This is a genomic window from Microbacterium sp. MTN4-26, assembly GCF_042846595.1.
Classification (GTDB): Bacteria; Actinomycetota; Actinomycetes; order Actinomycetales; family Microbacteriaceae; genus Microbacterium; species Microbacterium luteum.
On record NZ_BTGO01000004.1, the window covers coordinates 26883 to 47444 of the forward strand.

Annotated in this window: 21 protein-coding genes; 11 read left to right on the forward strand and 10 right to left on the reverse strand. The window is 71.1% G+C overall.

Translation table 11 applies throughout. From position 1 onward, the window contains the following. The first annotated feature begins 7 nt into the window (after nucleotides 1–7). From ACGG9C_RS04240 to mscL, 3 genes are read left to right on the forward strand one after another with little or no spacing between them, the layout of a single operon-like run. Nucleotides 8–604 (forward strand): 5-formyltetrahydrofolate cyclo-ligase, encoded by a 597-nt coding sequence (locus tag ACGG9C_RS04240; RefSeq protein WP_194384847.1) that lies wholly within the window; start codon nucleotides 8–10, stop codon nucleotides 602–604. Nucleotides 605–624: 20 nt separating this feature from the next. After that, complete coding sequence (locus ACGG9C_RS04245; protein ID WP_390178254.1) at nucleotides 625–906, forward strand: FmdB family zinc ribbon protein; 282 nt, start codon at nucleotides 625–627, stop codon at nucleotides 904–906. A 28-nt stretch (nucleotides 907–934) separates the two neighbouring features. Continuing rightward, nucleotides 935–1357: a large conductance mechanosensitive channel protein MscL gene (gene mscL / locus ACGG9C_RS04250; protein ID WP_286718403.1), complete on the forward strand. Its 423-nt coding sequence runs from the start codon at nucleotides 935–937 to the stop codon at nucleotides 1355–1357. Between the two features lie 12 nt (nucleotides 1358–1369). On the opposite strand, the gene ACGG9C_RS04255 is transcribed toward mscL, so the two are convergent. Together ACGG9C_RS04255 and ACGG9C_RS04260 are read right to left on the reverse strand one after the other, a co-directional pair. Then, on the reverse strand, nucleotides 1370–1555 hold the full coding sequence (locus ACGG9C_RS04255) for a hypothetical protein (RefSeq protein ID WP_194384844.1): 186 nt from the start codon (nucleotides 1553–1555) through the stop codon (nucleotides 1370–1372). Beyond that, nucleotides 1542–5276, reverse strand: a complete 3735-nt coding sequence (locus ACGG9C_RS04260) for an AAA family ATPase (protein WP_390178255.1) — start codon at nucleotides 5274–5276, stop codon at nucleotides 1542–1544. Before ACGG9C_RS04260 ends, ACGG9C_RS04255 begins: the two co-directional genes overlap by 14 nt. 181 nt (nucleotides 5277–5457) lie before the next feature. Here ACGG9C_RS04260 and ACGG9C_RS04265 point away from each other — a divergent pair, with 181 nt between their 5' ends. From ACGG9C_RS04265 to ACGG9C_RS04295, 7 genes are all read left to right on the forward strand, one after another. Further along, nucleotides 5458–5967: a methylated-DNA--[protein]-cysteine S-methyltransferase gene (locus tag ACGG9C_RS04265; RefSeq protein WP_390178256.1), complete on the forward strand. Its 510-nt coding sequence runs from the start codon at nucleotides 5458–5460 to the stop codon at nucleotides 5965–5967. Between the two features lie 77 nt (nucleotides 5968–6044). Further along, on the forward strand, nucleotides 6045–6905 hold the full coding sequence (locus ACGG9C_RS04270) for a LuxR C-terminal-related transcriptional regulator (RefSeq protein ID WP_390178257.1): 861 nt from the start codon (nucleotides 6045–6047) through the stop codon (nucleotides 6903–6905). Between the two features lie 67 nt (nucleotides 6906–6972). Beyond that, a complete protein-coding gene (locus tag ACGG9C_RS04275) occupies nucleotides 6973–7320 on the forward strand; it encodes an Lsr2 family protein (RefSeq protein WP_390178258.1) in 348 nt (115 codons plus the stop codon). Between the two features lie 112 nt (nucleotides 7321–7432). Next, nucleotides 7433–7717, forward strand: coding sequence for a Fe-S cluster assembly protein HesB (locus tag ACGG9C_RS04280; protein ID WP_194384840.1), 285 nt, complete (start codon nucleotides 7433–7435; stop codon nucleotides 7715–7717). A gap of 83 nt (nucleotides 7718–7800) precedes the next feature. Then, nucleotides 7801–8727 carry a metal ABC transporter substrate-binding protein gene (locus ACGG9C_RS04285; RefSeq protein WP_390178259.1) on the forward strand — a complete coding sequence of 309 codons (927 nt, stop codon included), beginning with the start codon at nucleotides 7801–7803 and terminating at the stop codon, nucleotides 8725–8727. Then, nucleotides 8724–9464, forward strand: coding sequence for a metal ABC transporter ATP-binding protein (locus ACGG9C_RS04290; protein WP_390178260.1), 741 nt, complete (start codon nucleotides 8724–8726; stop codon nucleotides 9462–9464). The genes ACGG9C_RS04285 and ACGG9C_RS04290 overlap by 4 nt, the downstream gene beginning before the upstream one ends. Then, nucleotides 9461–10330: a metal ABC transporter permease gene (locus tag ACGG9C_RS04295; RefSeq protein WP_390178261.1), complete on the forward strand. Its 870-nt coding sequence runs from the start codon at nucleotides 9461–9463 to the stop codon at nucleotides 10328–10330. The genes ACGG9C_RS04290 and ACGG9C_RS04295 overlap by 4 nt, the downstream gene beginning before the upstream one ends. Here ACGG9C_RS04295 and ACGG9C_RS04300 read toward each other — a convergent pair. Beyond that, the gene (locus ACGG9C_RS04300; RefSeq protein WP_071044505.1) at nucleotides 10323–11288 is read right to left on the reverse strand and encodes a TIGR03557 family F420-dependent LLM class oxidoreductase; all 966 of its coding nucleotides are present in this window, start codon (nucleotides 11286–11288) and stop codon (nucleotides 10323–10325) included. The two genes, ACGG9C_RS04295 and ACGG9C_RS04300, sit on opposite strands and share 8 nt — an antisense overlap. 185 nt (nucleotides 11289–11473) lie before the next feature. On the opposite strand from ACGG9C_RS04300, the gene ACGG9C_RS04305 reads away from it, so the two are divergent. Then, nucleotides 11474–11959, forward strand: a complete 486-nt coding sequence (locus ACGG9C_RS04305; RefSeq protein WP_390178262.1) for a MarR family transcriptional regulator — start codon at nucleotides 11474–11476, stop codon at nucleotides 11957–11959. A 1-nt stretch (nucleotide 11960) separates the two neighbouring features. Here the strand turns inward: ACGG9C_RS04305 and ACGG9C_RS04310 are convergent, their stop codons facing one another. From ACGG9C_RS04310 to nirB, 7 genes are all read right to left on the reverse strand, one after another. Beyond that, nucleotides 11961–12269: an ATP-dependent DNA ligase gene (locus tag ACGG9C_RS04310; protein ID WP_071044503.1), complete on the reverse strand. Its 309-nt coding sequence runs from the start codon at nucleotides 12267–12269 to the stop codon at nucleotides 11961–11963. Nucleotides 12270–12337: 68 nt separating this feature from the next. Continuing rightward, complete coding sequence (locus tag ACGG9C_RS04315; RefSeq protein WP_071044502.1) at nucleotides 12338–12601, reverse strand: hypothetical protein; 264 nt, start codon at nucleotides 12599–12601, stop codon at nucleotides 12338–12340. Between the two features lie 42 nt (nucleotides 12602–12643). After that, on the reverse strand, nucleotides 12644–15034 hold the full coding sequence (locus ACGG9C_RS04320; protein ID WP_390178263.1) for a phosphoketolase: 2391 nt from the start codon (nucleotides 15032–15034) through the stop codon (nucleotides 12644–12646). An 82-nt stretch (nucleotides 15035–15116) separates the two neighbouring features. Further along, nucleotides 15117–15536: a glucose-6-phosphate dehydrogenase gene (locus ACGG9C_RS04325; RefSeq protein ID WP_390178264.1), complete on the reverse strand. Its 420-nt coding sequence runs from the start codon at nucleotides 15534–15536 to the stop codon at nucleotides 15117–15119. A gap of 111 nt (nucleotides 15537–15647) precedes the next feature. Continuing rightward, complete coding sequence (locus ACGG9C_RS04330) at nucleotides 15648–16796, reverse strand: uroporphyrinogen-III synthase (protein WP_390178265.1); 1149 nt, start codon at nucleotides 16794–16796, stop codon at nucleotides 15648–15650. A gap of 14 nt (nucleotides 16797–16810) precedes the next feature. After that, the gene (gene cobA, locus ACGG9C_RS04335; protein WP_390178266.1) at nucleotides 16811–17887 is read right to left on the reverse strand and encodes a uroporphyrinogen-III C-methyltransferase; all 1077 of its coding nucleotides are present in this window, start codon (nucleotides 17885–17887) and stop codon (nucleotides 16811–16813) included. Then, the gene (gene nirB / locus ACGG9C_RS04340; RefSeq protein WP_390178267.1) at nucleotides 17887–20448 is read right to left on the reverse strand and encodes a nitrite reductase large subunit NirB; all 2562 of its coding nucleotides are present in this window, start codon (nucleotides 20446–20448) and stop codon (nucleotides 17887–17889) included. The genes cobA and nirB overlap by 1 nt, the downstream gene beginning before the upstream one ends. Nucleotides 20449–20562 lie beyond the last annotated feature (114 nt).

A 20562-nucleotide genomic window follows, 5' to 3' on the forward strand; every position in this document is an offset into this window, starting at 1 on the left:
TCGATCCATGTCCGACGCGATCGACGACGCAAAGCGCGCCCTCCGTGCCGAACTGCGCGAACGCCGCCGCGTGATGTCGGCCGCCGCTGTGGAGGCGGCCGGCGAGCAGCTGAGTGCGCACCTGGACGACCTGCTCGCCCGTCACGAGGTCTCGGCCATCTCCTGCTTCCTCTCCACCCCGTTCGAGCCGTCGACGCGCGCCTTCGTGGAGGGCGCGGTCGCCCGCGGCATCCGCGTTCTCCTCCCCATCACCCGCACCGACGGCCTGCTGGACTGGACGGTCGCCACTGAAGACGGCGACATCGCCGAGGGCCTGTTCGGGCTGCCGGAGCCCGTCGGCGAGCTGCTCGGCCCCATCGCGGTGAACGATGTCGACCTCATGATCGTGCCGGCCGCCGCGGTCGACCGCACCGGCATGCGCCTGGGATGGGGTCGCGGCTACTTCGACAAGACGATCGGATCGATGGAGGGCTGCCCGCCGGTCTACGCCGTCGTCTACGACAGCGAAATCCTCGACGAGGTCCCCTCCGAGCTCCACGACCAGCCGGTCACCGGCGCGGTCACCCCCACCCGCATCCACGAGTTCGCGCCTGCGGCGCGCTGAGCCGATACCGAGAGTCGCCCATGCCCACCTACGCCTATGCCTGCAAGAACTGCGGACACCGCTTCGACGCCGTGCAGTCCTTCTCCGACCCCACCCTGACCGAGTGCCCCGAATGCGGGGGCGTGCTGCGCAAGGAGTACGGGTCGATCGGCGTCACCTTCAACGGCTCGGGCTTCTACCGCACCGACTCGCGCTCGGGCTCGTCGTCGACCGCGAAAGCGTCCCAGGGTGGCGACGCGGGCTCGTCTTCGTCATCATCGAAGTCCGAAAGCACATCCGCCCCCGCACCGTCGGGCGCGTGAGCGGCCGCCGAGGCCGGAAGGAGACACCGTGATCAAGGGTTTCAAGGAGTTCATCCTCCGAGGCAACGTCATCGACCTGGCCGTCGCCGTGGTCATCGGCGCCGCCTTCACCGCGGTCGTCAACGCGATCGTCGCGAGCATCATCAATCCGCTGATCCAGCTGGTGTGGCAGCCCTCCGAAGACGGCACCATCGGATTCACGGTGCAGGGTCTCTGGGGCGACGTGACCTTCCCCGTGGACACCCTGATCAACGCCGTCATCTCGTTCCTGGCCGTGGCGCTCGTGGTCTACTTCGTCTTCGTGCACCCGATGAACCTCATGAAGGCGCGGGCCGCCGCGAAGGCGGGCGTCGACAAGGCACCCGAAGAGCCGCAGCTGCCCACCGAGCAGGAGATCCTGGTGCAGATCCGCGATCTGCTCGAGAAGCAGAACGCCACCCCGAAGGTCTAGACCCGCTCCGCCTCAGTAGTGGGGCGGCACCTCGCGGCGCATCCGCTCGTCGTTCGGTCCGGATGCCGGCGCGGCGGCCTCGGCGTCACGGTCGGCGTCGGGCTCGCCGGGCTCGTCGGTGGTGCCGGGTGCGGCGGTCAGCTTCGCCCGTCGGGCGCCGCGGACCTTCTCCACACGCTGCCGGTCACTCGATGACATCGATCGGCTGTGTGTCCGCGTCGGCGCGCGGCGCTTCGGACGACACACCGAGCAGGCCGGCGATGCGCTCCGCGACCGAGGCGGGGTCGCTGTAGAGGTCGAACGAGTGCACGCGCACGTAGTGCCAGCCGAGGCGCCGCAGGATCTGCGGCCGCAGCCGGAGGGCCTCGCGCAGCGAGTCCGCGACCGTCTCGGGGTCGCTCTCGACCACGACCGCCTTGCCGTCGTGCTGGGCGACGAGGGGCAGCAGGCCCCGGTAGTCGACGTCGACGGCCACACCGAGCCGCCGCAGCTCGCGGGCCAGGGAGCGCGTGAGCGGGTCGGCGAGATCCTCCAGGCGCGCGTCGCGCTGCCGTGCGGCCAGTCCGCCGAGGATGCTCATGAGCGTCGCCGCGCCGTGCTCGAGTCGACCGTCATCGAAGGACGACGGGCGGATGGACGAGACGATGACCATCGACCGCCGCGCGCGCGTCATGCCGACGGTCAGCAGGCGATCGCCGTCGGGCGTGGAGAGATCGCCGAAGTCGCTCAGCACGCGACCGTGGCGGGTGAGGCCGAAACCGAGCGAGAAGACCACACGATCCCGGCTCTCGGCGACGGACTCCTCCAGGCTCAGCACCGCGAACGGCTCCGCCGTGTCGCGCGAGACGAAGTCGGCCACGTCGGAGCGGCCGGCGAAGGCCGCTTCCACGGCGGCCCGGATCCGCGCCGCGTGCCGGGTGCTGGCCGTGACGACCATGAGGGACTCCTGGCCGCGGTTGACCGCGTGCTCCACCACGAGCGTGACCACGCGAGCGACCTCGGCATCCGGACTCTCCACGGCACCGGTCACGGGATCGGGCACGCCCGTGCCGCCCTCGACGTAGTCGACGCTGAGGCTCCCGCGTCCGAGATACGACCCCGCCCACGGCAGCGAGGAGAGCTCGCCGCCGTAGAACGCGTCGTTGACGAGTTCGGCGAGGTCCTCTCCCCCGGCGCGGTAGCTGCGGGTGAGGGTCGCGATGGGCACGAGTTCGGCGAGGCGCTCGAACACGCTGACGCTGTCGAACGGCTCCGCGTCCTCGGCTTCGAGGCGGTCGTCCTCCGACAGCTCGCCGGCCGCGACGCGGAAGGGCGTGGGCTTCTGCGTGACGGGGTCTCCGAACACGACGACCTGGCGCGCCCGGCGGAGGGCCGGGGTGGCCTCGGCGAGGGCGAGCGAGGCGGCATCCGCGACGACGACCACGTCGAAGTCCTCGTCGCCCGGGATGCGCGGCACGTCGTAGGGCGAGGCGAGCCAGACCGGAGCGAGGGTGCGCATGAGGGTGGGGGCGGCCTGCAGCACGTGGGTGGCGCTGACGCCGTCCTTCAGGGCGCGCTTGAGGGCGTCGGCCTCGTCGGCGTGGTCGACCAGGCCGATCCGCCACTGGGTCGCCAGCTGTGCGGCGAGGAGCGGACCGGCAGCGGCCGCGTGGGCCTCGTCGACGAGCCGGAAGTCTCGTTCCAGTCGGTCCACCACCGCGGTGTTCGCGCCCAGAAGAGCGCGATCCGAGCGCAGCACGTGCTCGAGCGCCGACTGCCACCACGCGAATTCCAGCTCCGCCTCGACGTTCTCTTCGGGAACGTGCCGCACCGACAGCTCCGACAGCAGCGGCTCGAGGCCCATCTCGCCGAGTTCGGTGCGGAGGGTGGCGCGTTCGACGAGGTTGTCGAAGTACGACGACTCGGCGGCGAGCGACGCCAGGGTGCGCACGAGGGTCGCGACCGGAAGCGTCGACAGCGCGTGCGAGCCGGTGCGGCCCAGCACACCGTCGAGGTCGGCGAGCTCCGCGTCGGCCCGCTGCCACGCGGTGACGACGTCGGCGAGGCCGAGCGGCACCTCCGGCGTGATCCCGGCGTCGACGAAGCGCTGCCACTGGGTGCGCTGGTGCTGGATGCGCAGCAGCGCCTCGTACATGTCGGGCACGTGCACGCCCGGACGGATGTACTCCTTCGACAGGCGCCGCAGCCGACGGCGATTCGCCCCGCTCATCGTGGGTGCGTCCCGGCGCGGCGCGTGCGCCTGGATGAGCTCGACGAGGGGTCGCTCGAACACCGTGGGGCTGAACCGGTCGAGCGTGTCGCGGATGCCCTGCAGCACGGAGAGGTACTCCCCGAGGTCGGCGACCGTGCGGAAGGGGTGCATGCGGGTCTGGGCGATCAGCTCGTATCCGCGCTCCAGGAGGGCCGGCACGTCGGTGCGGTGCAGGCGCCCCGCGAGGGCGTGGGCGGCGCGCGCATCCTCCGTCGTCGCGAACGAGACGCCGTACCACGGCGAGTCGTCCGGCCCGAAGCGGAACTCACCGAGTCGCGCGGCGGCGGCCAGCTTCGCGGCGGCCACATCGCGCGAGGCCGCCAGACGCAGCAGGGTGCGCACCCCGAGGCGCGCCGAGGTCGACGGCGGCACATCCCGCGCGGACAGGCGAGACAGCGCGCGCAGGATGTCGAGCACCGACACCTTCAGGGCGTCGTCGGTCTTCGTCACGGCGGTGCGGTAGTCGCGCAGCACGCCGCGCAGGCGCACGAGCGCGTCGTCGATGTCGGCGACCTTCGGCGCCTGTGCCTTCTCGTTGCGGCCGATCGCCCGGATCAGGTCGCGGCGCAGCGATCGCGGCGAGACGGCGAGGCCGGGCAGCCCGATGCCGGCGAGGCGGTGCCGGATGCCGTCGAGGGTCGACCGTCGCGCGCTCACCACCAGCACGCGCTTGCCGTCGCGCACGAGCGCGCCGACGGTGTTGATCACGGTCTGCGTGCCCCCCGTGCCGGGCAGGGTGTGCACCGCGAGCGACTGTCCGGCGAGGATGCGCGCGAGGACCGCCTCCTGCTCGGCGTCCGCGTCGAGGAGGAGGGTGTCGGCGGCGGGCGGTCGCTCGTCGGGGTGCGGCATCTGCGGCACGTCGCGGCGAGCCGTGAAGGCCTCGCGGTCGGCGAGATGCCCGGCGAGCGCATTCAGTACGGGATGGTCGAGGTCGCGGCAGTCGCGCGTCATGGTCTCGCCGACGTCGGCGAAGCTCGAGACCACAAGCCGGGGGTGCACCCGGAAGTGATCGAAGCCGGAGGTGAGCGCGCGCAGGTGGTCGATGACGGGCTGGGGCTTGAACACCCCCTGGTCGTAGGCCAGGGCGGCGAGCGCGTCGCCGTCGAGGTCGATGCCGAAGTGCGTGCGCAGGGCGCGCACGAGCTCGGGGTTGACCGAGAACGAACCGTGCAGCTTCAGCTCGAAGTCGCTGTGGTGGCGACGGATCGCCAGCGGCCGCAGCAGCACCGGCGCCGAGCACTCCAGCCCGCCGAGGCGCCAGACCGCGAGACCGACGGCGAGGTGCACGGCCTCGATCCCGCGCGCCGTGCGCAGCTCCACGTTCTTGGCGGTGATCTGCTCGGCCGCCATGCGTGCGGTCCGCAGCGCGACCTCGTCGCGGAAGAGGTTCGACAGAAGCGTCGAGCGCCCGGTGATGAACTGCGGCAGACTTCCCGGGTGCGCCTTCGTGATCTCGATGCCCGCGTCGACGCTCTCGTCGAAGTGCAGCAGCGTCGAGCGCCCGCCCAGACGCGCGGATTGACGGCGCAGCCGATCGCGCTCGGACTCGGCGACATGGGTCACCCGCACGCCCGGCTCCGAGAGATCGAGGTCGCCGGGGGTCACGGTCGCCGCCGGTCCGGCCACCTGCTCACCGACCGCGACGCTGCCTTCTGCTCGCCACACGACAGTCACACTATGCGCGGGACGCGCGCTCCTCTTGCATCCCGACAGAGTTTCGCGGTATTGGAAGGCGCGGCACCGCTCGGGGTGGACCGCTCCTCCCCAGCCGTGTCGCACCAAGCGACGCTCCCCAGCCCCCCGCGCAGGATCGACGACGTCGCGGCGCTCGCGACAGGATGACGCCATGACACTCCGCTTCCACGTGCACCCGACCCCGGTCGGCGAGGTGCTCATCGTCGTCGATGACGAGCACGTCGTCTGGCTCCACCCGGCCCGCGACCTGGAGACCGATCTCACCGCGGTCTCCCGACGTCATCCCGGCATGCTGACGCCCGACGATCGCGATCCGCTGGCTCTTCGTGCGGCGGCGCAGCTGTCGGAGTACGTCTCCGGCGAACGACAGGCCTTCGACCTGCCCCTCGACTGGGAGCAGGTGCGCGGCTTCACCAGAGCGGCGTTGCAGGCGGTGTGCGAGATCCCCTACGGCGAGACCGCCGGATACGGCGAGGTGGCGATCCTCGCCGGCCACCCGCGGGCGGCGCGAGCGGTCGGAACCGCCTGCGCCACGACCCCCTTCTCGATCGTCGTCCCCGTGCACCGCGTCGTGCGCGCCGACGGCTCGCTCGGCGAGTACGGGGGCCGGCCGGAGCTCAAGCGCCGGCTTCTCGACCTGGAGCGGGCGGACAGCGTGTAGGCCGCCCACCCGCCCGCTCCCGGCACCGGTGTATCGTCGTCGCGACGGCGCCGAGGCCGTCCGACCGGTAGGTGCCCATGTCCGCAATCCGCACGCGCAGCAGCGATCAGGCCCTCGTCGAGCAGGCGGTGGTGACCCTCGCCCGGAATTCGCCTCACACGGTCGCCTTCGGCGGCCTCGCCCACGACGGTGCCGTGCACGTCAGCGCGATCTTCGGCGAGCACACGCAGTCGATCGAGGGACTGGTGGTGCGAGAGCACCGCGGTCTCGGTGGTCGCGCGATGGTGGAGAGCCGCCCGCGGCTCGCGCTGGACTACCGCACCTCGCGCACGATCACCCACGACTACGACGCGGCCATCCTCGGCGCCCGCATCGTCACCCTCGTCGCCGTGCCGGTGGTCGTCTCCGGGCGACCCCGCGGCATGCTCTACTGCGGATCTCGCCGCTCCACCCCGACCGGCGGGGCGATCGCCCAGCCGACGATCGCCGCCGCCGACGACCTCGCGGCGCAGCTGCGCCTGCGTGACGATCTCGATCGACGGGTGGCCACGATGCCGCCCGCCGATGCGCGCGACGCCGCCGCACTGCCGCCTGCCGCACGCGAAGAGCTGCGCGCGAGCTACGCCGAGCTGCGCAGCATCGCCGCCGCGATCACCGACCCGGCGATGCGCGATCGCCTGTCCCGCCTCGAACAGCGGTGGGCCGCTCTCGCCCGGGATGACGCCGTCGACGACGGCCCGAGCGCCCGCCTGTCACCGCGCGAGATCGACGTGCTGGCGTGTGCGGCGCTGGGAGCGACGAACGCGGAGATCGCCGCGACGCTCGCCCTCAAGGAGGCGACGGTGAAGTCGTACCTGCAGTCGGCGATGGGCAAGCTCGACGCCGGCACGCGGCATGCCGCCGTCGCTCGCGCACGCCGAGCCGGCATCCTGCCCTGAGATCGCGCGGCGCGCCGCGTGATGAGCGCTCATGGTCAAGTCACGGCGCGCTCAGTAGGGTGGGCCCATGGCCCGCAGAATCGTGCACCAGCTCGTCGACGACCTGGACGGAAGCGTTCTCGAGGTCGGTGACGGGGAGACGGTTCTGTTCTCCCTCGACGGCACCGCCTACGAGATCGACCTGACCGACGCCAACGCCGCCGCGTTCCGCGAGATCCTCGCCCCCTACGTCGACGCGGCGCGGCGCGTATCGGGCGGACGAGGCGGAGGCTCCTCGTCGAGCGCCCCGCGGCGTCGCAAAGCCGGCCAGGACTACGGGGCCGTGCGCGCGTGGGCGAAGGAGAACGGCTACCAGGTGTCGGACCGCGGCCGCGTTCCAGCGACGGTGCTCGAAGCGTACGAGGCCGCGCGCTGACCCGACGCGGCGAGTTTGGGAATCCCCTCACAATGGGGCCCTCCGCTTGCGGCGACGCCGGATTCTCGGAATCGTGGCCGGTCCGAACGTCCCGAACGAGAGGAGAGCACCCATGCTCACGCTCACCGAGAACGCCGCCACGGCTGTCAAGACGATCATCGCCCAGCTGCCCGACGCCGACCAGGGCGGTGTGCGCATCCGTGACACCGGCTCGCAGGAGACCGGCTTCGAACTCGCCGTCGCCTCGGCTCCCGAGAACGGCGACCAGGTGGTCGAGGACCACGGCGCACGCGTCTTCCTCGACAACGGCGCGAACACCGCGCTCGATGACCGCGTGCTCGACGCGGAGATGAACCAGGACGGCTCGGTGCGATTCGCCATCGCCAGCCAGTCCTGACCCCAGGCTTTTCCCATCGGGCCCGGTGCTTCATGCACCGGGCCCGATTGGCTTTTCGGGGTGCCGAATCCTAAAGTTTCGGTATGCCGAAATATTCGTGTCGGATGCGGGTCGTCGCGGCTTCGGCCGCCGGCGCCCTCGCTCTGGCCGGCTGCTCTTCTGCGCCTGACCCGCAGTCGGCGGCCGCGGACCGTCCGCAGGTGCTCACGACCTTCACGGTGCTCGCGGATATCGCGAAGAACGTCGCGGGAGACGACATCGAGGTCACCTCGATCACGAAGCCGGGTGCCGAGATCCACGGGTACGAGCCCACGCCCGGCGACATCCGAGCCGCGAGCGACGCCGACCTCGTCATCGACAACGGGCTGAACCTCGAAGCGTGGTTCGCGCAGTTCGTCGAGACCGTCGATGTGACGCACGTCGTCGTCTCCGACGGCGTCGAGCCGATCGACATCGCCGACGACGCGTATGCGGGTACGCCGAATCCGCACGCGTGGATGAGTCCCGCCAACGTGCAGGTCTACGTCGACAACATCGCCGAGGCCTTCGCCGACCTTGTCCCCGCCGCCGCCGACGCCTTCGCCGCCCGCGCCGCCGACTACAAGGCGCAGCTGCAGCAGATCCAGGACGATCTCGACGCACGACTGTCCGAGCTCGACGCCGACCACCGCGCCCTGGTCACGTGCGAGGGCGCCTTCAGCTATCTCGCTCGCGACGCCGGCCTCACCGAGCAGTACCTGTGGGCCGTCAACGCCGAGCAGCAGGCCACTCCGCAGCAGATCGCGGCGACGATCGAGTTCGTGCGCGACCGCGATGTGCCGGCGGTGTTCTGCGAGTCCACGGTCTCGGACCGGGCGATGCAGCAGGTGGTCGAGGCGACGGACGCGACGTTCGGCGGCATCCTCTACGTCGACTCGCTCTCGGAGTCCGACGGGCCCGTCCCGACCTACCTCGACCTCATCCGCCACGACGTCGACACGATCGTGGCCGGGCTGACGAACGCGTCATGACCGCCGCGGTGCAGGTCGACGAGGTGTCGGTCTCCTACGGGGAGATCCGCGCACTCGACCGGGTGTCCCTCACTCTCGACCGCGGAGGCGTCACCGGCCTGATCGGCATGAACGGATCGGGCAAGTCGACGCTGTTCACCACGATCATGGGGATGCGGCGTCCCGACCACGGTCGTGTGAGCATCGACGGAGCCGCACCGGCCGCCGCCCGCAAGGCCGGTCGCGTCGGATACGTGCCGCAGAGCGAGGCCGTCGACTGGCAGTTCCCGGTGAGCGTGCACGACGTGGTGATGATGGGCCGGTACGCGCGGCAGGGCATCCTGCGGCGCCCTCGCCCCCGGGATCGCGAGGCCGTCGCGGGCGCACTCGACCGCGTCGGGCTCACCGACCTCGCTGACAGGCAGATCGGGCGCCTGTCCGGCGGGCAGCGCAAGCGCGCCTTCGTCGCCCGCGCGATCGCCCAGGAGGCGGAGATCCTGCTGCTGGACGAGCCGTTCGCAGGCGTCGACAAGGCGTCGGAGGCGACCATCGTGCGACTGCTGCGCGATCTCGCCGCCGCCGGCTGCGCGGTGCTGGTCTCCTCGCACGACCTGCACGCCCTCCCCCGGCTCGCCGACCACGCGGTTCTCCTGCGACACCGCGTGCTGTTCCAGGGTCCGGTCGCCGAGGCGCTCCGGCCCGAGAACCTCGCCCGGGCCTTCGGTCTGGATCCGCGCGATGACGGGGCCCCGTCATGAGCCTCCTCGATCTCATCCTCGAGCCGCTCCAGTACGACTTCATGGTGCGGGCGATCGCGACGACCGTCATCGCGGCGGTCGTGTGCGCGGTGCTGTCCTGCTGGCTCGTGCTCGTGGGGTGGTCGCTCATGGGCGACGCCGTGTCGCACGCCGTGCTGCCGGGGGTCGTCCTCGCCTACGTCGTCGGTGTGCCGTTCGCGCTCGGCGCCGTCGTCTTCGGCTTCCTCGCCGTCGGCCTCATCGGCCTGGTGCGCGGCACGAGCCGCATCAAGGAGGATGCCGCCATCGGCATCGTCTTCACGACCCTGTTCGCCGCGGGGCTCGTGATGATCTCGGTGACGCCGAGCCAGACCGACCTCAGCCACATCATCTTCGGCAACATCCTCGGCATCTCCGCCGCCGAGCTCGTGCAGATCGCCGTGCTCGCGGCCGTCGCCTTCGTCGTGCTGTTCGTGCGACGCCGCGACCTCACGCTGTACGCCTTCGATCCCACCCACGCTCACGCGATCGGGCTGTCGCCGCGCTTCCTCGGCGCCCTGCTCCTCGGAGTGCTCGCCCTGACCGCGGTGGTCGCCCTGCAGGTGGTGGGAGTCGTGCTGGTCGTGGCGATGCTCATCATCCCGGGCGCGACCGCCTATCTGCTGACCGATCGCTTCAGCCGGATGCTGATCCTCGCGCCGGCGATCTCGGCGGTCTGCTCGGTCGTCGGCATCTACATCAGCTACTGGGCCGACGCCGCCTCCGGCGGCCTCGTCGTGGTGACGCAGGGAGCAGTGTTCGCCCTGGTCTACCTCTTCAGTCCCCGTCAGGGCGTTCTCGGCCGCCGCTGGAGCGCCGCGCGTCGTCGCCGCGCCTCGCTCAGCTGAGCGCGCGGGCGCGCTCGAGGAGGCCCTCGGCGGCCTCGGCGAGGAAGGCATCCTGCGCCTCGTCGCCGATCTGCACGAAGGCGAGGTCGGTGAAGCCGGCGTCGAGGAACGGCTGCGCGCTGGCGGCGAGTTCGTCGAGGTCCGGCCCGCACGCGATCGAGGCGGCGACGTCTTCCGGGCGCACGAACGCCGTCGCGGCGGAAAATCCGCGCGGCGTCGGCAGGTCGGCGTTCACTCCCCAGCCGCCGGCGAACCACCGGAACTGCTCATGCGCCCGCTCGACGGCCCGGTCGCGATCGGGATCCCACGAGATCGGCACCTGGGCGATCTTCCGCGAGCTCGTCGAGGTCGCGGCATCCCAGCCGGTCACGAGCTCCGCCTTCGGCTCGGTGGTGATCATGTGGTCGGCATGCGGGGCGAATCGCGCGATGGATGCGTCTCCCGAGACCGCCACGCCGATCGGCACGCCCTCGTCGGGCAGGTCCCAGATGCGCGCGGAATCGACCTGGAAGTACTCGCCGGCGTAGGTCACCAGCTCCCCCGTGTGCAGCTGCCGGATGATCTGGATGGCCTCTTCGAGCATCCACTGTCGCGTGTCGACGCCCGGCCAGCCTTCGCCGACGACGTGTTCGTTGAGGCTCTCGCCCGACCCGAGGCCCAGGGTGAACCGGCCCTCGGCGAGGATCTGCAGCGTCGCCGCCTTCTGAGCGACCACCGCGGGGTGGTAGCGCACCGTCGGGCACGTGACGTAGGTCATGAGCTCGACCGAGGACGTCGCCTGCGCGACGGCGCCGAGCACCGTCCAGGCGTAGGGCGCGTGTCCCTGTTCGGTGAGCCACGGCGAGTAGTGGTCGCTGGAGACCTCGAAGTCGAACCCGGCGTCTTCGGCCGCCTGGGCGTATCGCACCAGTTCGCGCGGTCCGCTCTGCTCGGTCATGAGGGTGTATCCGAAACGCATGTGCATCCTCCGATCGCGTCGTCGTCCCTCCACCTTCGCCCCGCCGTTCGGCGCGCGAAGGGGGTTGACGGATGAGCCCCGCGGCCGTATCACAGGATCCGAGCGCGTCGCCACGCGAGACGGTACAGGCACGGGGCGGGTACGCTCGTGCTGTCTCACCGCCGTCGACCGAAACGTGGCCCAGGATGACCGACATCGTCGAGAACGACACCACCGCGAACGACCCCGGCGCAACGCGCGCGAAGGTCGATGCCGCTCGGTCCATCGAGCGCCTTCGACTCGCCGAGGGGCGCCTTGCGCGCCGTCGTCAGAACGAGTGCGGACCGAGTGAGAACGCGCGTGCCGCGACGCGGTTCATCTTCGACATGAGCGACCAGGGCATCGCGGTCACGCCGACGGATGTCGCCGAGCACCTGGGTATCTCGACGCCGTCGGTGACCGGCATCCTGAACCGCCTGCACACCGGGGGGATCATCACGTTCCTCCGGCATCCGGACGACGGGCGGAGCAAGTACGTGGTGCCGCTGGATCGCGACGGCGACATCGACGGGATCGACCCGCTCACCGCGCAGATCCGAGGCCTGGCAGACACCCTGACGGCCGATCAGGCCGCGGCGGTCGCGGCCTTCATCGACCTCGTCACCGACGCCGTCGACGACGAGTGTCGCTGACTCAGCCCTCGGCCGTCGCCGGCTCGGCAGGCTCCGGACCCACGGCGAGCCCGTGCGGCCCGCTGGCGTCGTGCAGAAGCGTCTCGATCCAGGCGCGGTTCAGCGCGGGATTCCGGCTGCCGTAGAAGTGGAACACGATCGAGACCGAGGGGTGCACCCAGACGCTCCGGCTGCCGACGGTCTCGGGGTGGTGGAAGAAGAACGGCTCCGCGCGGCGGAGCTTGTTCATGAAGACGACTCGGAGGTGTGCGAGGGTGCGGTCGTCGATGTCGAACGAGTACCCGTCGCTGCCGTAAATGAGTTTGCCCACCGCAACACGCTACAAGCACCGCGTCGCCGAAGTAACTCTGATTAGGCGCCCTAACTAGTTCTCGAGCTTCAGAGCCAGGAGTCGATGTCGAAGTGCTGGTCACTGAAGGGGTCGGCGGGGCGGTCCGACTCGATCACGTCGGTGTGTTCGATCCGCACGTTGGAGTGGGGTGTGATCAGCACATCGGTGACCGTGGCTTCGGTGGTCGCGAATTCGACGTAGCCGCCGCCATCGCGCACCGCCTCGAGCACCGCCTGCTTGGTGTCTTCGGCGAGGTCCTCCTCGGAGAGGACGTAGGTCCTGTCGTCGATGACGAACTGGTGCCGACGCATCACGCTCCCTCGCTTCTCATTCTCCGACGGTACGCGTGCTGATCACCCGGCGTCGATGGGTTGAACTGTGCCGGTCGGTGAGCTAGACGTTCCTCGCTCGGCCCCACCGGCGACCGCGGGATGATCGACCCCGTGGTCCCTGGTGTAGGCGCGCGCTTCCTCCCGACGCCGGTCGAGCTGTGCGCGGAGCGAAGCGTGGCGCTCTGCGGCTCCGCGAACACGATCGAGCACGTCGGCCGCCAGCCGGTACCGGTCGATGTCGTTGAGCAGGCGCATATCGAAAGGCGTCGTGGTCGTGCCCCGCTCCTTGTAGCCCCGCACGTGGAGGTGGGGATGCGCCGCGCGCCGGTACGCGAGGCGGTGGACGAGCCAGGGGTAGCCGTGGAAGGCGAAGATGATCGGCACCTCCGGCGGGAACAGCTCGTCGAAGGACTCCTCGTCCATGCCGTGCGGATGCTGCGAGGGTGTCTGCAGCCGCATCAGGTCGATCACGTTCACCACCCGCACCCGCAGTCCCGGCGCGTCCTCGCGCAACAGCCGCGCCGCGGCGACCACCTCTTCGGTCGGAACGTCTCCCGCGCAGGCGAGCACGGCATCCACGCCGTCGGCATCGGTGCCCGCCCACGCGAGCCGACTCGCGCCGCGTGCGAGATGCCGCTCCGCCTCGTCGGGGGTGAACCACTGCGGTGCCGGCTGCTTGCCGGCGACGACGACGTTCATGCGGTCGGTGGTGCGCAGGCAGTGGTCGACCGTCGCCACGAGGGTGTTGGCATCCGGCGGGAGGTAGACGCGCACGACGTCGGCGCGCTTGTTCACGGCGAGGTCGAGGAAGCCGGGATCCTGATGGGTGAAGCCGTTGTGATCCTGCTGCCACACATGGCTGGAGAGCAGGTAGGTGAAGCTCGACAGCGGCGCTCGCCACGGGATGCCCGAGGCCGCTTCCAGCCATTTGGCGTGCTGGTTGAACATCGAGTCGACGATGTGCACGAAGGCCTCGTACGTCGCGAAGAGCCCGTGCCGGCCGGTGAGGAGGTATCCCTCGAGCCAGCCCTGCGCCTGATGTTCGCTGAGCACCTCCATGATGCGCCCCGTGCGCGAGAGGTTCTCGTCGCGCGGATCGGAGCCGGCGTTCCACCGCTTCCCGCTCGCCTCGAACACCGCCGGCGCGAGCCGGTTCGACGCGGTCTCGTCGGGTCCGAACAGCCGGAAGTCGGTCGGGTTGCGCTCGATCACCTCGGCCAGATAGTGCCCGAGCTCGCCCATGGCCGAGCGTTCGGCGGAACCGTCCGGCTCGAGACCCGACAGGTGATCGGCGATGTCGGGCAGGTCGAGCTCGCGTCGCAGCAGGCCGCCGTTGGCGTGCGGGTTCGCCGACATCCGCCGGGCACCCTCGGGCGTCGCCCGGTCGATCGCGTCGACGGGGCGTCCGTGGTCGTCGAAGAGGTCCTCGGGCCTGTAGGAGCGCATCCAGTCCTCGAGGATGCGGCGGTGCTCGTCGTCGTCCCGTGCGGCGTCGACCGGCACCTGGTGGGCGCGCCACGTGCCTTCGACGGGCTCACCGTCGACCTCGACGGGTCCGGTCCAGCCCTTCGGCGAGCGCAGCACGATCATGGGCGTGCGCGGACGCACCACGGTCAGGTCGCTCCGCTGCCGCGCGATCGAGTCGAGCGCCTCGTCCATCGCCTCGGCCATGCGGCGATGCACCTCCTCGTGCGGGTCCGCCGCGTCGACGGTGACGAAGATCGGTTCGTGCCCGTATCCGCGCAACAGGTCCGCCAGCTCCGACTCGGGGATGCGCGCCAGCACCGTCGGGTTCGCGATCTTCCACCCGTTCAGGTGCAGGATCGGCACGACCGTTCCGTCGGTGCGGGGGTCGACGAACTTGTTCCCGTGCCATCCGGTCGCCAGCGGCCCGGTCTCGGCCTCGCCGTCTCCGACGACGCAGAACACCGTCAGATCGGGCTTGTCGAACACCGCTCCGTAGGCATGGCTCAGCGAGTACCCCAGCTCTCCCCCCTCGTGGATCGACCCGGGTGTCTCCGGGGCGGCATGGCTCGGGATGCCGCCCGGGAACGAGAACTGCCGGAACAGGCGCTGCATCCCCTCCGCGTCTCGGGTGACCTCGGGATACAGCTCCGAGTACGTTCCTTCGAGCCAGGCCGCTGCGACCATGCCCGGACCGCCGTGCCCGGGACCGGCGATGAACATCGCGTCGAGGTCGCGCTCGCGGATCACCCGGTTCGCGTGCGCGTAGATCAGGGTGAGCCCCGGCACCGTGCCGAAGTGACCGAGCAGTCGGGGCTTGACATGCTCCGCGGCGAGCGGCCGGCGCAGCAGCGGGTTGTCGAGGAGGTAGATCTGGCCGACGCTGAGGTAGTTCGCGGCGCGCCACCAGGCGTCCAGGCGTGCGAGATCGATGTCGTGGGATGCCATCTCCCCACGCTCTCCCGCATCCGAAACCAGGGCTAGGGGGTTGAGACCCGCGGAGCCGGTCGCTAGCGGATGTGGCGCCGGCTCAGCTGACCCGTTGCCCGCACATGCCGCATTCACCGGTGGCCGAGACCTCGATGAAGCAGTCGGGGCACTTCGCGCGCACGATCGGCTCGGCGGCGCTCACGCGTCGCGGTGCGGGGCGGCGCTCGGGGGTGGGGCGACGCTGCGCGCGCGGTGCCGCGCCGCGGCGCGCAGGGGTGGTGGTCGGTGCCGTGGCGGCCGGGGATGCGGGCACATGCGCGCTGCAGTAGAAGCGCACGTAGCCGCTGTGGTTCTTCGGATGCCGGTGCTTGACCGCCCACAGCTCGGTGCGGGCGAGCGGATCGGAGTCGGCGCCACACGAGAAGCAGCGCGCCGGTTCGCCGTCGGCGACGTCGGCCACCCGGATGGGCTTGTCGTACGGGAGAGCGTCCCGCCAGTCCGATGACGCGACGATCTTCATTCCCCTGCCTTCCGTCGGATGACGATCCGCTTCCACGGTACGTCGTCGCCCGACGAAACGCCCAAGCGTGGCACGACCTCGTGCGGCGACCGGCGACGGGCGGCCGTGGGCTCAGACGGGAAGGGCGAGTCGGTAGCCGCGCTTGATCACGGTCGCGACGACCCGGGCGTCGGGGAGCGCCTGCCGGAGCCTGCTCATCGCGGCGTCGACGGCGTGGTCGTCCAGCCGCTCCGGCGCCGATTCGGCCAGCTCTTCTCGCGACACGGTCGTTCCCTCGGCGATCATGAGCGTGCGGAACAGCGACAGCGCGACCGGTCCGAGCACGGCCGAGCCACCGTCGCAGACCACAAGACGGCCGCGGAGCTCCACCGTGCCGACCTCGGTCTGGGCGCGCAGCACGGCCGATGACTCCAGGTGTTCGCACACGAGCCGGATGAGCGCCCCCATGCGGAACCGATCGGGAACGATGGGGAGCACCCCGGCCTCCACGAGCGGCGCGGCGGTCACCGGCCCGACCGCGGCGGCGACCGCGCGTTCGCGGAGCGCCGCCTGGACCGCGTCCAGACGGCCGGCCGCGCTCGCGACGTTGAACAGCGCCTCCACGGCCGGGGCGCTGGTGAAGGTGACGGCGTCGAGTCCACCGGCGCAGATCGTGTCGATCAGTCGCAGCACCCGGGCTTCGTCTTCGTGGGCCGTCCACCGGTAGGGCGCGACGGTGAGCACGCGGGCTCCCGCGGCGGCGAGGCGTTCGAGCTGGGTCTGATCGGTGAAGCCGTGCAGCTGAACGGCGACCACCTTTCCGGCGATGTCGTGACGCAGCACGAGGTCCACCAGGGATGTGGTCGTCTCGCGTTCGCTCATTCCCACGTCGTCGAGCCCGGCGGCCCGCACCGCGCCGCGGGCCTTCGGTCCTCGCACGAGGATGCGTGCGTCGCTGAGCACGTCGTGCAGGTCGTCGCCCACGCCGGCGGCATCGGCGAACTCCACCCAGCGCCGCATGCCGTACGACGTGGTCGCGAGCAGGTAATCCGGTCGCGCCTCGATGATCGCGCGCGTCTCAGCCACCACGACCGCGTCGTCGGACACCCCGGTCATCCGGATCGTGGGCGCATGGAGCACCTCCGCACCGCGACGCTCGAACGCCGCGATGAGGTCTTCCGAGCGGCGGTCCGAAGTCACCCCGATCCGGAAGCCCTCCAGCTGGTCCGCGCGGAATCCGGGCACCGTGGGTTCGGATGTGTCCTCAGGCGTCGCGTGCACCCGCACCTCCCGGGTCAGATGGCGAGATCGGCGGCGCGAGCTTCGGGCGCCGCGAGAGCCTCATCCTGGCACAGGATCTCACCGATCCCCCAGCCCACCGGCCCGGTGACACCCACGACCTCGCCGATGACGATGACGGCCGGCGAGACCGGCTTGACCGTTGGCAGCAGCGAGACCACCTCACCCACCGTCGTCGCGACCGCCCGCTGGGCGGCCGAGAATCCGCGTTCGAGGATCGCGAGAGGCATATCGGCAGCCATGCCGTGCCGCTGCAGGCCGGCCGCCAGATGCGGGAGGGTGCCCACGCCCATGAGCACCACGAGCGTGCCGCCGAGCCCGACGAGGTGCCCGAGCTCCTCCTCCGAGAACGGCGCATGACCGGAGACGACGGTGAACGCGCGGGAGACCTCGCGGTGGGTGACGGGGATGCCCGCCGCCGACGGGACCGCCACGGCGCTGCTGACGCCCGGGATGACGGTGACCGGAACGCCCGCGGCACGGCACGCCACGACCTCCTCGCCCCCTCGCCCGAACACGAACGGGTCGCCGCCCTTCACCCGCACCACCCGCAGGCCGCGCGCGGCGTGCTCGAGCATGATCCGCTCGATCTCGCGCTGGGGAACCGCGTGGTGTCCGGGTGTCTTTCCCACATCGATCAAGAGCGCACCGGGCGCGTACTCCGCGACGACGTGCGAGGGGCCGAGCCGATCATGAAGCACGACGTCGGCCTCGGCGAGCGCGCGCAGCCCCGCGATGGTCATGAGTTCCGGATCGCCCGGGCCGCTGCCGATCAGGCTGACGTGCCCGCGCGGCGTGGGCGCGACGGGGTCGTCGGAGAGCATCACGGCGCGGGCGATCCGGGCGCTGTGTCGCAAGCGATCCCGCGCCTGCTCGTCGCCTTCGACCCACGCGATGACACCCGGCACCGCCTGGTCGCCGACGGCACCCGCAAGGCGCGCGAGCGCGGTGTCGGCGTCCGTGACCTCGACGCTCGCACCGGCGGCGCGGTATCGCGCGACCGCGCGGCGAGCGCGGTCGGCGCGGCCGACGACGAGCACGAGGCGCCCCGCGAGGTCGATCTCGGCGCGCATCAGCCCACCTCCTCCGCGGCCGCATCCCGCACCGGGATCACCGGGCCGGCGAGCATCACGCGCTCGTGCGCGAACGCCGGGCGGCTCTGGCCGCGCTCGGAGACCTTGCGGATGCCGGGGTCGGGCGTCGACGGGGCGTTGACGAAGGAGCGGAAGCGCTTGAGGCGCTCCGGATCGGCGAGGGTCGCTGCCCATTCGTCGCGGTACGTGCCCACGTGCGAGGCCATCGCGGCCTCGAGCTCGGCGGCGAGGCCGAGCGAGTCCTCGCACACCACGTCACGCACGTGGTCCAGGCCGCCGGGCAGGTCCTCCTGCCACCGCGCCGTGCGCTGCAGCCGGTCGGCGGTGCGGATGTAGTACATGATGTAGCGGTCGATGTAGCGCACCAGCGTCTCGTCGTCGAGGTCGCTGGCCAGAAGCTGCGCGTGCACCGGCTGGTAGCCGCCGTTGCCGCCCACGTAGAGGTTCCAGCCCTGCTCGGTGGCGATCACGCCGATGTCCTTGCCGCGCGCCTCGGCGCACTCGCGCGCACATCCGGAGACCCCCAGCTTGAACTTGTGCGGGGAGCGAAGGCCCCGATACCGCTCCTCCAGGAACACGGCCATGCCGACGGAGTCCTGCACGCCGTAGCGGCACCACGTCGAACCCACGCACGACTTCACCGTGCGCAGCGACTTGCCGTAGGCCTGACCCGACTCCATGCCGGCATCCACCAGGATGCGCCAGATCTCCGGGAGCTGTTCGAGCCGGGCGCCGAACAGGTCGATCCGCTGGCCGCCGGTGATCTTCGTGTAGAGGTCGAACTGCTCCGCGACCTCGGCGATGACCTTGAGCTTCTGCGGCGTGATCTCTCCGCCGGGGATGCGGGGCACCACCGAGTAGGTGCCGTCGCGCTGCATGTTCGCCAGGGCGCGGTCGTTCGTGTCCTGCAAGGGTCCTTGCCCCGCGTCGAGGATGTACCCGTTGGTCTGGCTGGCGAGCACCGAGGCGATCACCGGCTTGCAGATGTCGCAGCCGAGCCCGGTGCCGAACCGGGCGAAGACGGCCTCGGCGCTGGAGAGACCGAGGATCCGCACCGATTCGAACAGCTCCGCCCGGCTCAGCGACACGTGCTCGCACAGGGCCTTCGAGACCTCGACGCCGGCCTTGGTGAGCTCGGTCTCGAGCAGCTTCTTCACCAGCGGCACGCACGACCCGCACTGCGTGCCGGCACGCGTGCACGCCTTCAGCTCCCCCAGGTCGGTGCATCCCTCGCGCACCGCGTGACGCACCTCACCCACCGAGACGTTGTTGCACGAGCACATCTGCACGTCGTCGGGCAGCTCGCCACCCGCGGGGGGCTCGGCGCCGGCGGCGGCGAGGAACGCGCTCGGCTCGGCGCCGAGCTCGCGCCCGAGCAGCGGACGCAGGGTCGAGTAGGGCGCAGCGTCGCCGACGAACATGCCGCCGAGCAGGGTCTTGGCGTCATCCGAGACGACGAGCTTCTGGTACAGGCCGCGCGCGGGATCGGCATAGACGACCTCGAGGGCCCCCTCGGTGCGCGCCATCGCGTCGCCGAAGCTCGCCACATCGACGCCGGCGAGCTTGAGCTTGGTCGCGTCGTCGACGCCGGGGAAGCGCGCCTCGCCGCCGCTGATGCGGTCGGCCACCACCTCGGCCATCGCGTTCGCGGGCGCCACGAGGCCCACGGTCGCCTCGCCGCGGATCGCGGCGACCTCGCCGATCGCCCACACGTGGGGCGCACTCGCGGCGCACGTGTCGTCGACGGCCACCCCTCCGCGCGCGCCGAGGGTGAGACCCGCATCCCGAGCGAGTTCGTCGCGGGCGGTGATGCCGATCGAGAACACGACGATGTCGGCGCTCACCGACGTGCCGTCGGTGAGGCTCGCCCCCAGCACGCGGCCGGACGGACCGGTGAGGATGGAAGCGGGCCGCACGCCGAGGTGCAGCCGGATGCCGGCGGCGGCGATGATGCGGCCGAGCGCTTGCCCCGCGCCCTCGTCGAGCTGCGCCGACATCAGCCACCGGCCCGAGTGCACGATCGCGGCGTTCGCCCCCAGCCGCGCCGCTCCCCCGGCGGCCTCGAGCCCGAGCAGGCCGCCGCCGACGACGAGCACGTTGGCGGCTCGGCCGTGGCGCGCGGAGAAGACCGAGATCTCCTCGACGAGGGCGTCGACGTCGTCGACGGTGCGGTAGACGCGGCCGGATTCGCACCCCTCGATGGCCGGCACCGCGGCGGAGGATCCCGTGGCGAGCACGAGCTCGTCGTACCCGGTCACCCCGTCGGATGTCGTCACGGTGCGCGCGCTCGGATCGATGGCCTCCACGCGCTCTCCGGTGCGCAGCGTCACGCGTTCGTGCTCCCACACCGCGGTCGGCAGCGTCAGGTCGTGCGAGCCGTCCAGGCGTCGGCTGAGCGCCACGCGATCGTAGGGACGATGCGGTTCGTCGGCGAAGACCGTGATCTGCAGGGCGTCGTCGTCGCGGGCGAGCAGCGACTCGACCAGGCGGTGGGCTGCGGGGCCCCCGCCGACGACGATGACGTGACGTGTCTGGCTCATGCGATTCTCGCTTCGTTGCTGGGTTCGGAACGGGATCGATCGACCCCGTCCGAACGGGCGTGGGCACCACACTAGGCAGACGCGGTTCCACGGCTGTTGCGCCTCCGTAACGTC